Origin of the sequence: Hymenobacter negativus (assembly GCF_017571495.1) — a bacterium.
Lineage (GTDB): Bacteria > Bacteroidota > Bacteroidia > Cytophagales > Hymenobacteraceae > Hymenobacter > Hymenobacter negativus.
In genome coordinates this window covers 92,126-104,401 of record NZ_JAGETZ010000005.1, presented here as the reverse complement: position 1 = coordinate 104,401, position 12,276 = coordinate 92,126, and the positions used below count along the sequence as shown (strand labels likewise).

At 61.2% G+C, this 12,276-nt stretch carries 14 protein-coding genes; 7 read left to right on the top strand and 7 right to left on the bottom strand.

Annotated elements, in window-relative coordinates; translation table 11 throughout:
* The first annotated feature begins 22 nt into the window (after positions 1 to 22).
* Together J4E00_RS12860 and J4E00_RS12855 are read left to right on the top strand one after the other, a co-directional pair.
* Positions 23 to 397: a hypothetical protein gene (locus J4E00_RS12860; RefSeq protein WP_208175576.1), complete on the top strand. Its 375-nt coding sequence runs from the start codon at positions 23 to 25 to the stop codon at positions 395 to 397.
* Positions 398 to 463: 66 nt separating this feature from the next.
* A complete protein-coding gene (locus J4E00_RS12855; protein ID WP_208175575.1) occupies positions 464 to 877 on the top strand; it encodes a hypothetical protein in 414 nt (137 codons plus the stop codon).
* 19 nt (positions 878 to 896) lie between these two features.
* Here J4E00_RS12855 and J4E00_RS12850 read toward each other — a convergent pair whose 3' ends face one another.
* On the bottom strand, positions 897 to 1,568 hold the full coding sequence (locus tag J4E00_RS12850) for a hypothetical protein (RefSeq protein WP_208175574.1): 672 nt from the start codon (positions 1,566 to 1,568) through the stop codon (positions 897 to 899).
* A gap of 52 nt (positions 1,569 to 1,620) precedes the next feature.
* Positions 1,621 to 3,087, bottom strand: a complete 1,467-nt coding sequence (locus J4E00_RS12845; protein ID WP_208175573.1) for an aldehyde dehydrogenase family protein — start codon at positions 3,085 to 3,087, stop codon at positions 1,621 to 1,623.
* A 328-nt stretch (positions 3,088 to 3,415) separates the two neighbouring features.
* Between J4E00_RS12845 and J4E00_RS12840 the strand changes: the two genes are divergently transcribed.
* The gene (locus tag J4E00_RS12840) at positions 3,416 to 4,549 is read left to right on the top strand and encodes a phosphatase PAP2 family protein (RefSeq protein ID WP_208175572.1); all 1,134 of its coding nucleotides are present in this window, start codon (positions 3,416 to 3,418) and stop codon (positions 4,547 to 4,549) included.
* A gap of 73 nt (positions 4,550 to 4,622) precedes the next feature.
* Here the strand turns inward: J4E00_RS12840 and J4E00_RS12835 are convergent, their stop codons facing one another.
* Positions 4,623 to 5,273: a hypothetical protein gene (locus tag J4E00_RS12835; protein WP_208175571.1), complete on the bottom strand. Its 651-nt coding sequence runs from the start codon at positions 5,271 to 5,273 to the stop codon at positions 4,623 to 4,625.
* Between the two features lie 197 nt (positions 5,274 to 5,470).
* Positions 5,471 to 6,340: an SDR family oxidoreductase gene (locus J4E00_RS12830; RefSeq protein ID WP_208175570.1), complete on the bottom strand. Its 870-nt coding sequence runs from the start codon at positions 6,338 to 6,340 to the stop codon at positions 5,471 to 5,473.
* Positions 6,341 to 6,558: 218 nt separating this feature from the next.
* On the opposite strand from J4E00_RS12830, the gene rluF reads away from it, so the two are divergent.
* Positions 6,559 to 7,638, top strand: a complete 1,080-nt coding sequence (gene rluF / locus J4E00_RS12825; RefSeq protein WP_208175569.1) for a 23S rRNA pseudouridine(2604) synthase RluF — start codon at positions 6,559 to 6,561, stop codon at positions 7,636 to 7,638.
* Between the two features lie 6 nt (positions 7,639 to 7,644).
* On the opposite strand, the gene J4E00_RS12820 is transcribed toward rluF, so the two are convergent.
* Positions 7,645 to 8,928 carry a S41 family peptidase gene (locus J4E00_RS12820; protein WP_208175568.1) on the bottom strand — a complete coding sequence of 428 codons (1,284 nt, stop codon included), beginning with the start codon at positions 8,926 to 8,928 and terminating at the stop codon, positions 7,645 to 7,647.
* Between the two features lie 79 nt (positions 8,929 to 9,007).
* On the opposite strand from J4E00_RS12820, the gene J4E00_RS12815 reads away from it, so the two are divergent.
* The 3 genes from J4E00_RS12815 (at position 9,008) to J4E00_RS12805 (ending at position 11,425) form a co-directional block, all read left to right on the top strand.
* Positions 9,008 to 9,841 carry a hypothetical protein gene (locus tag J4E00_RS12815; RefSeq protein WP_208175567.1) on the top strand — a complete coding sequence of 278 codons (834 nt, stop codon included), beginning with the start codon at positions 9,008 to 9,010 and terminating at the stop codon, positions 9,839 to 9,841.
* 6 nt (positions 9,842 to 9,847) lie between these two features.
* Positions 9,848 to 10,819 (top strand): 23S rRNA (adenine(1618)-N(6))-methyltransferase RlmF, encoded by a 972-nt coding sequence (gene rlmF / locus J4E00_RS12810; protein WP_208175566.1) that lies wholly within the window; start codon positions 9,848 to 9,850, stop codon positions 10,817 to 10,819.
* Between the two features lie 114 nt (positions 10,820 to 10,933).
* Positions 10,934 to 11,425, top strand: a complete 492-nt coding sequence (locus J4E00_RS12805; protein ID WP_208175565.1) for a cold-shock protein — start codon at positions 10,934 to 10,936, stop codon at positions 11,423 to 11,425.
* A gap of 133 nt (positions 11,426 to 11,558) precedes the next feature.
* Here J4E00_RS12805 and J4E00_RS12800 read toward each other — a convergent pair whose 3' ends face one another.
* Positions 11,559 to 11,828 carry a hypothetical protein gene (locus J4E00_RS12800; protein WP_208175564.1) on the bottom strand — a complete coding sequence of 90 codons (270 nt, stop codon included), beginning with the start codon at positions 11,826 to 11,828 and terminating at the stop codon, positions 11,559 to 11,561.
* 61 nt (positions 11,829 to 11,889) lie between these two features.
* Positions 11,890 to 12,252 carry a hypothetical protein gene (locus J4E00_RS12795; protein WP_208175563.1) on the bottom strand — a complete coding sequence of 121 codons (363 nt, stop codon included), beginning with the start codon at positions 12,250 to 12,252 and terminating at the stop codon, positions 11,890 to 11,892.
* Positions 12,253 to 12,276: the final 24 nt, after the last annotated feature.

Below are 12,276 nucleotides of genomic sequence, written 5' to 3'. Positions count from 1 at the left end.
TTCCACAGCCTACCTTGCTCTCATGAAACGCCCACCACTCACGTACCTGTTGCTCCTGCCGTTGCTGGCGGTGCTGTTGTTTGGAAACTGCGGCGGCGGAGTGCGGGAAGTAGTCAACAACATGTCTAGCGAACGGCACGAGCGGCTTCAGGCCATTATTTTGCAGCAGCGCGCCGAACGGGCAGCTGCCCGCCGCCAGCTCCACGGCGAAGCCCGTCGGGAGGCTTATTTCCAGATTGAGGAGAAAACCACAGCAAGTGCCGACAGCCTGTTCGGTCAGTTCGGCAACGGCCGTACCAAGTGGCGAAAACGCCGCAATAAGCTGGAGCGGCAGGCGCTGCGCAAAGACAACTCGGCGCTGATACCCGCCATTCGCATCCCCATCGATACCCGTTGAGGCAACCTCCCCAGCCTCGACCGAAGTTTCTGCGTACTGATAGCAGTACCGCTATTTATGCACCGCATGCGCTTCCCCCGCTTTCTTGCCCTTCTCACGTTTAGCCTGGCCACAGCCAGCTGCTCCCTTTTTCACCGCGACAAGCCGGCCCCGGTAGTCGAAACCGTTCGCACCGCCGACTCACCTGCGCCGCCCACCGCTGCCCGCGACCTGGCCGATGTCATGGGTACCGAGCTTAAACTCACCCCCGACCAAACGGGGCGCGTCCGCACCATTCTCAACGTCACCCTGACAGAGTCGAACGCCGCCAAAGAAAAGCTCCCGCCCAAGTCGCCGCAGCTGCTGGCCGAGTTGAAACGCATCAACGCCAAATCGCAAAGAGAGCTGAGCGCGGTGGTGGGCCCCACCAAGTTCAAGCAGCTGCAAACCAAAGCTGTACAGCAAAAAATAGCCTTGGAGATGCAGCAGCGGCAGAAGTAGTCAGGCACTTCGCTTCGCTTTACCGGCGGCGCGTATACTCGCCCCGCGTTTCCCACAGCCCAGCGTAGCGGCCCACGCGCCGCGTTTGCGCCCCTGAGGCCGGCGTGAGCAGGATGGAAGTCAGGGCTCCGTTTTCGCGGCGGTAGCGGATGGTGGCCGCGTCCAGCGCCAGCAGCCGAAGAGTATCGGTTCCGAATTTTTGCCAGCTAAGGTGCGGCCCGTCAATTTCCAGGCGCTGTACCCGCCAGTTGTCGGCGTCGGTGTCGCGCTCGTTGAGGTAATAGCGGCCCTGAAAACGCCGCAGCTTTCCGGCATCAGCCCCGCGCAGGCTAAAAAGAGTATCAGTAGCCAGCCAACTGTCGCGCACGAGGCCATCGTCCATAAGCTTTAGGTAATGCAGCTGCCCATTCTCGGCATACGTGGTATCGGCACGCACATGGTGGAGTGAATCGCGCTTGAAGGTCATGTTGCGCAGTTCCTGTCGCCACACCGCTGTGCGGCCAATGCAGACCGAGGTCGTGGAATCGTCGGCAGTGTACACGGCTTGGTGCCGCGCCGGAAACTCGAGAAGGTCGGCCGCCTGCGCGGGAAATGGTTCTGCAAAACGCACTTGCAGGCCTTCGTCACAAGCTGTGAATACCAAGCTGCCAACCAGCAGGGCAACTCCGCGCAACATCCGGGCAGTTTTCATACCCGTTCATATTGCTCCCGTCTTAAGGTAACCTTGCTGCTGCTCGTAGCCCCTACAAGTACTTCACCAGCAAACCAATCAGTTTCTGCACTTTGCTGGTGTAGGGCGGATACATGGCCTTGATGCCGGTGAGGCCCACGCGCTGCCGCAGCACGCCTTTCTCGTTGCTGAACGCCAGAAAGCCCGAGTGCCCGTGCGCCTTGCCAAGGCCCGAGTTGCCCACGCCACCCGTCGGCAGCTCCGGATGCGCAAAATGCAGCACCGTTTCGTTCACGCCCGCGCCGCCGGCCGACACATTTTCGAGCAGGTAGCGGCGGTTTTCGGCATCGGTGGTGAAGATGTATTGCGCCAGCGGCTTGAGGCGGGCATTTATATAGTCGACGGTTTCGGGCAGGGTTTTGAAGGTGATTACCGGCAGCAATGGCCCGAAAATCTCCTCTTCCAGCACCCGGGCATTGGCCGGCACGTTGGTCAGAATGGTGGGCTCGATGTAGTTCTGGCCTTCGTCCACGGTGCCGCCGGCGGCCACGGTGGCGCCTTTGGTTTCGGCGTCTTCGAGCAGGCCGGCCAGCCGGGCGAAATGGTGCCGGTTGACCACCCGGGCCAGGGATTCCGACTGCGCAATGCCCGCACCGGTGGGATTGTAGGCCCGCTGAATGGCAGCGGCTAGTTCCTTGAGCAGGGCCAGCTGTACACTTTCCTGCACCAGCAGGTAGTCGGGCGCTACGCAGGTCTGACCGTTGTTGAGGAATTTGCCCCACACAATTTTCTCGGCCGCGTCGCGCAGGTCGGCCGTCTGGTCCACCACGGCGGGGTTCTTGCCGCCCAGCTCCAGCGTCAGGCCGCAGAGGTGCTCGGCGGCGGCGCGCATTACAATCTTGCCTACTTCGGGGCTGCCGGTGAAGAAAATGTGGTCCCAGGGCAGTTTCAGCAGCTCGGTGGCCACGGTTTTATCGCCTTGCAGCAGCAGCACCTCATCGGGCCGAAACAGCTCCTCGCATAGCTGCTGAAGCAGCGCGGAAGTGGCCGGCGTCTGCTCCGCCGGCTTGATGACTACCGCGTTGCCAGCCGCAATGGCCGAAATCAACGGGCCCACAGCCAAGTAAAACGGGTAGTTCCACGGCGAAATAATTAGTACCACTCCCTTGGGCTCCACCTGCACCCAGGAGCGGGTGCCCAGCAGCGCCATGGGCGCAGCCACTCTGCGCGGGGCCATCCATTTATTCAGGTGGCTCATAGTGTGCTTCAATTCCACCAGCGAAGTCCAGATTTCGGTCAAATCCGTTTCGGCGGCGGGCTTGCGGAAGTCGGTGAAGAGGGCCTGCTGAATATCGGCGCGGTGTGTGTGGAGCCAGTCGCTCAGCTTTTTCAGACGGGCCCGACGGGCGGCCACATCCTCTTGCCGCAGGGCTGCGGTGCGCTGCCGCAGGGCCAGAAACGCCGCGCCAAACGAATTGGCAGCAATGGCGCTGGCGGGAGAAACGAGGCCCTCCAGGGGCGCGGCAGCGGTTTCGGGCATGGGCTCGGGTGGGATGAAACAAGCAGCGTGCAAACGGGCTTATACGGCGTGTTGCCAAGCTCTGCTGAAAGATACGCTGCTTGCCTAAAATATTCGGTGCCCCAGTACGTCATCGGGGAACGGCACTGCGGGCAGCCGCCCAATGTGACGACAGTATTACCTTTGTGGCCCATTATCCGAGCCACTGCTCACTTGTTCTTTTCCATTTGGCCCCCTCGCCCCACCCCCTGCCGCTAGGCCGCGCCATCGTTATTTAGCTATTCCTCTCTTCGTGAACCCTCTTTATCCCCGCCGTGCTGCACGGCTGCTCGTTGCGCTGTCTTTTAGTTTGCCTTTTGCTTCCGCCAGCTTTGCCCGCGCCACGCCACTGCCCATTAGCGAGCCCGATTCCGCCACCCTCGTAATCGCCGGCCCCGATACCCTCACCGCCCCTGCCGACACTGCCAAAACCGCTGCCCCCGCCGATTCGCTGCCGCATATCCACCCGCGCGATGAGAAAGGCCGCATCAGTACCTATACCGTAGCCCCCGGCGTGACCTGGCACTACGACAAGCCCAAACCTTTCCGCTGGGCCTTCAACATCCCGCGCGACATCATCCAGGCACCCGGGCTAGCGTTTCGGCGCGAAAACACCAGCACGCTGGTGGGCCTGGTGGTGAGTTCGGCCGCATTGTGGGTGGCCGACCAGGCCATCATCGACTGGAGCCAGGACGTGGGCAAGCAGCTGGGACTCACGCCCAAGAGCACGCAGCGCACCCTGTTCCGCATTCCATTCCACGTCGGCTCGGCCAACCTGCCGTTTGAGTTCAACGTGCCCGATAACCTCAACAGCACGTTCTACTACATCGGCGACGGCTGGACGCACCTCACCATTGCCAGCAGCTTCTGGATTTATGGCGGCATTAAGAAAGACAACCGCGCCCTGCGCACGTCCAGCGAGCTGGGCGAAGCCATTTTTAGCACCGGCCTCATCGTGCAGGCCATGAAGCGCCTCACCGGCCGCCAGAGCCCCTATGTGGCTACCAAGGACCGGGGCGAGTGGCACTTGTTTCCGTCGTACAACACGTACCAGAACTTCGTCCCGAACTACGACGCCTTCCCCACTGGTCACTTGGCTACGGCCATGGCCACGCTCACCGTCATCGCCGACAACTACCCCGAGTACCACTTCATCCGGCCCGTGGGCTATGGCATGATGGGCCTGCTGGGCTACGCCATGCTGAACAACGGCGTGCACTGGGCTTCCGATTATCCCATTGGCATTGCCATCGGCTATGGCTTCGCCAAAATTGCCGTGCGCAATGGCCGCACCCGCGTAGTCGATGGCGCACCGGTTGACTCCACCGGCAAAGGCACTGGCTTTCAAATCATGCCGCGGCCCAAGCCCTGGTACCGCCGCGGGCAGCTCTCGCCCTACGTTTACGGCCCCTTCACGGGTGCCAGTTGGAGCCTGCGGATGTAAGAAGTTAACTACCAGCCACAAAAAAGCCCGTTCCTGAATCAGGAACGGGCTTTTTTGTGGCTGAAATCCGGGCTTATTTGAACAGGCCCTTTTTCACGGTGCGGTTGCCTTCTTCGTCGATTTTAACCTTGGTGCCGTCGGCGCGCTTGATTTTCACCGAGCCGTCGTCTTCACGCTTGATTTTGGCGCCGTTTTCGTACTTGGTTTTTTTGTCGCCGTCGTCCTCACGCTCCATCTTTTTCACCGCCGAGCCCTGGCCCACGCCGGCCGAGCCGGTGCGCTTGGGCTGCTCTACCACCACTACGGTATAGGGCTGGCCGGCATAATACGTGCCGAGGTTGCTGGAATAGGTGTTGTACTCGGACGGATTGGTCAGGATGGTTTTGATTTCCTGATTGGCCTCGTCGTTGGCGGCGCGGATGGCGGCATAGCGGCCGGTGGTATCGGTAGTGTAGCTGTTCAGCTTGCGGCCGCGGGTGTAGTACACCGTGCGGATGCGGCGCACCACGGTGGTGTCCTGCAGCTTCAGGTCTTCGGCTACGCGGGCGGCCAGGGCGTCGGCCTCGTTGCGGTAGGCGGCGGTGTCAACCGTGGTCGTCGTTGTGGTGGTCGTGGTGGCATCGGGAGTAGTCGTAACGGTGGTTTCTTCCGTTTTTTTCTCCTGCGTGCAGGCGGCTGTAGCCAGCGTGGCAGCGGCCAGCAGGCCAAGCAATTTGGTATTCATAAGCGAAGTTGAATAAGTAAAATGGTTATCTGACCATTTTTTGACTTGATACGGCCGGGCTTGTCGGGAGGTTGTAAGCGCAGCTATGAGGCTCGTTAGAACGTGTACCCCGAAGGTTAACTTCAGCCCGCGAAAACAATAGTTGTTCAGACGGGCCGAAGTAAACCTTCGGGGTACACGCTTTGCGCACTCAACGCCTACGCATTCACCACCGAGCCGCCGTTGGGGTGCAGGGTCTGGCCCGAGAAATACGAGGCGTCCTCCGAGGCCAGAAACACGTAGGCCGGCGCCACTTCCGAAGGCTGCCCGGCGCGGCCCATGGGCACATCGTGGCCAAAAACCGGCAGCTTAAAGAAGCCCGCCGCCGTCACAAACGGCGTCCAGATAGGGCCCGGCGCTACCGAATTTACCCGAATGCCTTTCTTGATGAGCTGCAACGACAAAGCCCGCGTGAAAGCAGTGATGGCGCCTTTGGTCGACGTGTAATCAAGCAGCAGCTCGTTGCCCTTAAAGCCATTGACCGACCCCGTATTGATAATAGAGTCGCCTTCCTTGAGGTGTTTCACGGCCGCCCGCGAGATGCGGAACATGGCAATGATGTTGAGGTTGAAGATACTGTCCAGCTCCTCATCCTTGATTTCTTCGAGCGAGTCGTGCCAGTTTTGCTCGGCGGCGTTGTTCACCAGGATGTTCAGCCCACCCAACTCGGCCACAGTGCGGTCCACAATTTGCTGGCAGAAGGCCGGCTCCTTGAGGTCGCCGGGCAGTAGCAGGCAGCGGCGGCCGTGGCCCTGCACTAGCTCCTGCACCTTTTCGGCGTCCTGCTGCTCGGTGGGAAAGTAGCTAATGGCTACGTCGGCCCCTTCCACGGCGAAATGTACGGCCACGGCCCGGCCAATGCCCGAATCGCCGCCCGTGATGAGGGCGACCTTGCCTTTGAGCTTGTCGGCCCCTCTGTAGCCCTCGCGAATGAATTCGGGCTCGGGGGTCATTTTGTATTCGAGCCCGGGATTGCCGGCCCCGGCATCCTGCTTTTGCGGCGGAAAAATGGTTGGTTTATCAGACATGCGTAAAATACTGGAAAGGATTAAGACTGTTCTAACGAGCCAACTTGCAGCAGGTTATCCCGTAGCGCTGAGTTTGGGAGGGCGGAGAGAATTTGACAGAATCCCTCATAATCCGCGGCGAGCCTGCGCTCTGCAAGGGCCGTACCTTTGCGGCGTCCGCTGTTCCTGCCACGCCTGGCCGTGGCGGCAGTTTTCCTAAGCCATTGCCCATACCGCCCATGTCCCTTACCCGCCTCAATAAGTTCATCAGTGAAAGCGGCCTGTGCTCGCGCCGCGAGGCCGACCGCTACATCGAGCAGGGCATGGTGCTCATCAACGGCAAGCCTGCGCAGGTGGGCGACCAGGTGGCCCCGCGCGACCGCGTGACCGTGAACGGCCACAAGCTGGAACCTAAGCAGGCCGAAGATGCTGTATACCTGGCCTTCAATAAGCCGGTGGGCATTACGAGCACCTCGGAACCGGGCGTGCAGGGCAACATCGTGGACTATGTGAACCACGCTGCCCGCGTCTTCCCCATCGGCCGCTTGGATAAGGACTCGTCGGGCCTGATTTTCCTGACCAGCGACGGGGATATTGTGAACAAGATTCTGCGGGCCGGCAACCAGCACGAAAAGGAGTACGTGGTGACCGTCGACCGCATTCTCACCGACCGCATGCTGGACGAAATGGCCGCCGGCATCCCCATGCTGGGCACCGTCACCAAGAAGTGCGTTATCCAAAAGGAAACGCCCTACATTTTCCGTATCACGCTGGTGCAAGGGCTGAACCGCCAGATTCGGCGCATGGTGGAGCATTTTGGCTACGAAGTAGTTAAGCTCGAACGCGTCCGCATCATGAACGTGACACTGAAAGGCCTGCCCGTGGGCGACTGGCGCGAGTTGACGCCGGCCGAGCTGGCCGGCATCATGAAAATGGTGGCTTCCTCGAGCGGCACCGAGGAGGCTTCCAGTAGCCGCCGTAGCCCGGCCAAAACGCCCAGGGGCATCGCTGAAAAGCCGGCGAAACGCACCGATACGGCTGCTTCCGGCGAAGCCCGTACCAGCCGCCCACGCAAGCCTGGGCCACCATCCATGTTCAACCCATCGGGGACCGGCTGGTGGGGACCGCGCCCTGAGAAGCCCACCACGGCTGGCAATAAGCCCGGTTCTGGTGGCAAGCGCTCAGCAGCGGGCAGCTCATCACGCCCCAAAAGCAATGGTTCTGGCGGCCCGGCACGGCCCAAAAGTGGTGGCCTGGGCAGCCGCCCCGCCGCCGGTGGCAAGAAAGCAGGTGGCCGGGGCCCGGCCCGGCCGCGCTAGCCAACGTTATTTTTTGGTCTTCAGCACCGTAAGGCCCGCTTGCAATACCGGGTCCGCTTCCGTCGTCGGGCGTTGGGCGAGCTTGACTAAATCCAGAAATACCGCCGGGTGGTAAGCTTCCCTAGCCTGACCATTGATGTGGTACAGGCGTTCAACAGGGAAGCCGAAACCGATGCCGGAATGCGGCAATTTGTAGGAGTAGATGGCTCCTTTCAACTGGGCCAATTCGGTACCCACGACGGTGCCACCGCGCAGGGCATCGAAGCCGATGGCCAGGCCCTCGCCCATGCTGCCAGTCCAGCGGCCTACCAGCACCACCAGTGGCTTGGAGTAGCGCGGCCCACGCGGGGCCACCAGTTCCAGCCAGCGGCGTGGGATGCCGGTTTCGGCTTCCTCATTGGGCAGTTCGTGGCGCTGGTACGGCGCTTCTTTTCCAATGAAGCGGCCCATGATGGCGCGGGCCACGCTGGTGTTACCGCCGCTGGGCGTTTCGCGCAGGTCCAGCACGAGGCTTTGGGTGCCTTGCAGGGCCGTGAGGGCACTGTCGAACCTGGCAATAAGCCGATTGTCACCCAAGCTGTTATTGATTTTCAGGTAGCCAATGGCTCCGTTTTCGCCAATGCGTTTCACTTCGAGCAATCCGGCATAATGCGTGGTTTCGAGCAGCGCCGTGGGAACATCGGGCTGGGCCGTGAATGTGCGCATTCCCGCCCGCACAGTCCAGGTGCGCGGGGTGATGTGGTTGCCGGCCAGCAACTCGCCTAGGGCGAAGTTGCGGGCGGCGGGGTCGGGCGTGCGGAGTGCTTGGCCCAGCCAGGGGCGAATGGCATCGGCCACGGGCACGCCATTCACAGCCTCGATGATGGCCCCAGGTCTTACGCCCACCTTCTCGGCACCGTAGCCGGCCCGGACTTGCTGCACCACGGCGTGGCCGTTCACAAAGGTGGCCCATACGTCGGTGCCGGTGGGCACGAGGCGGCGCGAATCGAGGCGGTTGGTGCCCAGGCCAGCGTGGTTGTCGTAGAGTTCGACTAATGCGTTTTCGAGCAGGCGCACGAAGGCGCGGCGGCTGTTCACGGTGTCGGCCTGGGTGCGGTAAATGGTGCGAACCCGTTGCCAGTCGGTTTGCTTTTGGTTGAAGTAGCCGTAGTTATCCCGGATGGTTTCCCAGAAAAAATCAAAGTCCTCCAGGTACTGCTGATGAGTGAGCGGCGGGGCCTGGGCCGCCAGCCCGGCCGGAAATACCAGCGCCAGCACGCACTGCGAAAACCAGAACACCCAACGCTTCATGCGGCAAAGAAACGAGCATTGGCCCCATATTGCGGAGCATACCGGAATTTAAGCCGGCTGTTTTGCCGTTAGCTCCCGGATGAAATACCTGCTCCTGCTTTTCTGCCTGTGGATGCTGAGCGCGGCCCTTGCGGCCCCTGCCCCTCTCGAGCCGCTTCGGATTGCCGAGCAGTTTGTGGCCCCTGCCGGGTGGCCGCTCATGAAGGACTACCTCTGCTGCGAAGTGGCCGGCCAGGCCAAAGACCAGACACTGGGCCAGCAGATTCCGAGGCCGTTGCGCCGCACCTGCCAGCTGGTGCGCCAGGATTCGGCCATGGCCGTAGTGGCCGTGGAGCTGCGCGACTCTGCCACCCGGCGCGACTTCTATCTGCACTTCCGCCGCGAGGCCGGGGGGTGGAAGCTTGGCGCCATCCGCAACCTGGCCATGACGCACTTGGGGCCGCCCATGGTAGCGCTGCTCGCGGCCATGCCCCCCGCCGAAGTAGCCGACTACGACCGCAAGCACCCCGACGCCAGCCACGCCTTCACCGTAGGCAACCTGCGCCTCTGGACCAGCGCCGATGCCGAAATAGCTGCGCACTTCCGAAAGAACCGGGCCGATTTCCGCAAGGTGCTGCGCCTGGTGCAGGCCGGCCAGTACTTTGCCACCGATACCGTGGCCGCTGCCCGCGAGCAGGCTGCCAACGCCGACCCCGCCGTGAACGCCCTGCTTCACAAGCTGTTTCTGAGCCGCGTGACGCGCCGCGAAACCGACTGCACCAGTTGCCTGGAGTTCGTCATCGGCGGCAAGGTGAGCAGCACGGTGGGCCTGCTCTACCAGCCCGATGCCGCGCAGCTTCCCGCCATGAGCCCTGACCATCTTATTGTACTCAAGCCCCTCGGCGACGGCTGGTACCTCTACAAAACCACCTGAATTGCCATGCACCCGACCCCTCCTCCGCTCGCCGAAAAAGACCAACTGCACCCCCGCAACCCGCACCGCGCCCCCTACGATTTTCCGCTGCTCCGCCAGCGCAGTCCGGAGTTGGCGGCCTTTGTGCGGCCCAACCCGCACGGCAGCCTATCAATTGATTTTGCCAACCCCGCCGCCGTGAAAGCCCTCAACCGGGCCCTGCTGCGGGAGTTCTACGGCATCGAGCACTGGGATATTCCGAAGGGCTACCTGTGCCCGCCCATTCCCGGCCGGGCCGATTATGTGCACTACCTGGCCGATTTATTAGCCGAAAGCAACGGTGGTCTGCGGCCCCGGGGCGAGGATATTTCGGTGCTTGACGTGGGCGTGGGGGCTAACTGCATCTACCCCATTATTGGCCGGCGGGAATACGGCTGGCACTTCGTGGGCTCTGACATTGACGGGGTGGCCGTGCGGGCCGCCCAGCAGATTGAGGCCGCCAATCCCACGCTGGCCGGGGCCATCGAGTGCCGGCTCCAGCCAGCCCGCACCCGCATTTTCGATGGTATTTTCCAGGCCGGCGAGGTGTTCGACCTCACCATGTGCAACCCGCCCTTCCACGCCTCGGCAGCCGAGGCAGCCGCGGGGACTAAGCGCAAAACCACCAGCCTGGGTACCGCGCGCGGCCCCCGGCCCACTCTGAACTTTGGCGGGCAAAACGCTGAGCTGTGGACCGAGGGTGGCGAGGCGGCATTCATTCGGCGCATGGTGCAGGAGAGCGGCCGACGGCCCCGTGCCTGCTACTGGTTCACCTCACTCGTGTCGAAAAAAGAGACGCTCCCCGGCGTGTACCGCGCCCTGAAAACAGCCGGGGCCACCGATGTACGCACCATCGATATGGCTCAGGGACAGAAGAAAAGCCGCCTCGTAGCCTGGACTTATCTCACGCCGGCCCAGCAGGAAACCTGGCGCAAAACCCGTTGGACCGACCCAAGCTAGACCAATCTGGCTCTCTACCTTATATATTGCGTATCTTCGTAACAATCCACTCCGCTGCTCGCTGCCGGGCCCGCCGTCGGCGCTGACAGCACAACGATTTAGCAACACAACACTATGGGTAGGTCTCAAGAGACATTTGGTAAGAAAGACAACGAGAAAAAGCGCGCAAAGAAGAAGACTGAGAAAGAAGAGCGCAAAGCCGAGCGCCATGCCAACGCCAAAAGCGGGGCGGCCCTAGAGGAAATGTTTGCTTATGTGGATGAGAATGGCAACATTACCTCTACCCCACCCGACCCCACCAAGAAGCGTGTCATCAAGGACGAGGACATTCGCATCAGTGTGGCCAAGCAGGAAGACCGGGAGCCCGAGGAAACCACTCGCACCGGCACCGTGACGTTCTTCAACACCTCGAAAGGCTACGGCTTTATCAAGGATTCGCAGAGCCAGGAAAGCATTTTTGTGCACGCTAACGCTTTGGGTGGCATCACCATTGGCGAGAACGACAAAGTGACCTTTGAAGTGGAGATGGGTGCCAAAGGCCCCAACGCCGTGCGCGTGAAAAAAGGTGGTGCTACGCCGCCCCCGGCAGTAGCCGCAGCCGAGTAGCCGCTCACTGGTTCATCAAAAAGCCCCGCCACCGAAGCTTCGGTAGCGGGGCTTTTTGTGCGTTCAGCCGACCTTAGGTATGTAAGAACGATGTAGACATGCAACCCTTCGTTCCCCTACATTGCTGGAATTGCTAGGCGTTGGCATCTAGCGCGGCCAGGTTTTGCTCGGCGGCTTCGGCATCAGAAATTGGTGGGGTATCAACTGCTGTGGGTGCAGCGCTGGCTTTGCGGCGCTGGGCCAGATAGCCCAGGCCTAGCGCCGCCAAGGCAACTCCGCCTATTACTTTCTGAGTAGTAGTGAGCTTGCGCTTGCCCAGCTTCTTCAGCGACTTGGAGGCACCACCGAGCAGGCTTTTCTTGGCCGACTTGTTTTTCTTGGCTTTGTCTTTGGTCTTTTTCATAGTGCGGTTCAGTTAGAATCACTTGCCTGCAGGCGGTATGCGTGAGGCCCGATTCTGTGGGTTATTCGGCTTGGGATTTGGCGCTTTTTCGGTGGCGGGCGCCTGCTGGCTTGTGGCGGTGGGCAGGCGCTTCATCGAGGCCAGGGTCATCGGCCGGGCCTTTGGGTTTGGATGTGACGGGAGATTCATGGGCAGCCAGGTACACCAGGCCCGCCGCAGCCAGCGCAATGCCGCCCACTACTTTCTGGCCAGTGCTAAGCTTGGAAAGCTCCTTGGTCACTTTGCGAAATTTCTTGAGCGACACGGCCGCGACGTCCAGAATATCTTCCGACGCCCGGTCTTTTTTCGAGTGCTTCTTTTTGTCTTTGCCCATGAGCAGGTGGGGTAAAACGGTTTCCAGCAGAAGCTGATAAGGGAAGGCCATGGCGATAAAGCAGCCAGCACAGGC

Coding starts and splice junctions, on each gene's coding strand:
- J4E00_RS12850 (WP_208175574.1), bottom strand. CDS start 1,568: ATGAAAACTGCCCGGATGTTGCGCGGAGTTGCCCTGCTGGTTGGCAGC.
- J4E00_RS12795 (WP_208175563.1), bottom strand. CDS start 12,252: ATGGCCTTCCCTTATCAGCTTCTGCTGGAAACCGTTTTACCCCACCTG.
- J4E00_RS12845 (WP_208175573.1), bottom strand. CDS start 3,087: ATGCCCGAAACCGCTGCCGCGCCCCTGGAGGGCCTCGTTTCTCCCGCC.
- J4E00_RS12805 (WP_208175565.1), top strand. CDS start 10,934: ATGGGTAGGTCTCAAGAGACATTTGGTAAGAAAGACAACGAGAAAAAG.
- J4E00_RS12800 (WP_208175564.1), bottom strand. CDS start 11,828: ATGAAAAAGACCAAAGACAAAGCCAAGAAAAACAAGTCGGCCAAGAAA.
- rlmF (WP_208175566.1), top strand. CDS start 9,848: ATGCACCCGACCCCTCCTCCGCTCGCCGAAAAAGACCAACTGCACCCC.
- J4E00_RS12815 (WP_208175567.1), top strand. CDS start 9,008: ATGAAATACCTGCTCCTGCTTTTCTGCCTGTGGATGCTGAGCGCGGCC.
- J4E00_RS12830 (WP_208175570.1), bottom strand. CDS start 6,340: ATGTCTGATAAACCAACCATTTTTCCGCCGCAAAAGCAGGATGCCGGG.
- J4E00_RS12835 (WP_208175571.1), bottom strand. CDS start 5,273: ATGAATACCAAATTGCTTGGCCTGCTGGCCGCTGCCACGCTGGCTACA.
- J4E00_RS12855 (WP_208175575.1), top strand. CDS start 464: ATGCGCTTCCCCCGCTTTCTTGCCCTTCTCACGTTTAGCCTGGCCACA.
- J4E00_RS12860 (WP_208175576.1), top strand. CDS start 23: ATGAAACGCCCACCACTCACGTACCTGTTGCTCCTGCCGTTGCTGGCG.
- rluF (WP_208175569.1), top strand. CDS start 6,559: ATGTCCCTTACCCGCCTCAATAAGTTCATCAGTGAAAGCGGCCTGTGC.
- J4E00_RS12820 (WP_208175568.1), bottom strand. CDS start 8,928: ATGAAGCGTTGGGTGTTCTGGTTTTCGCAGTGCGTGCTGGCGCTGGTA.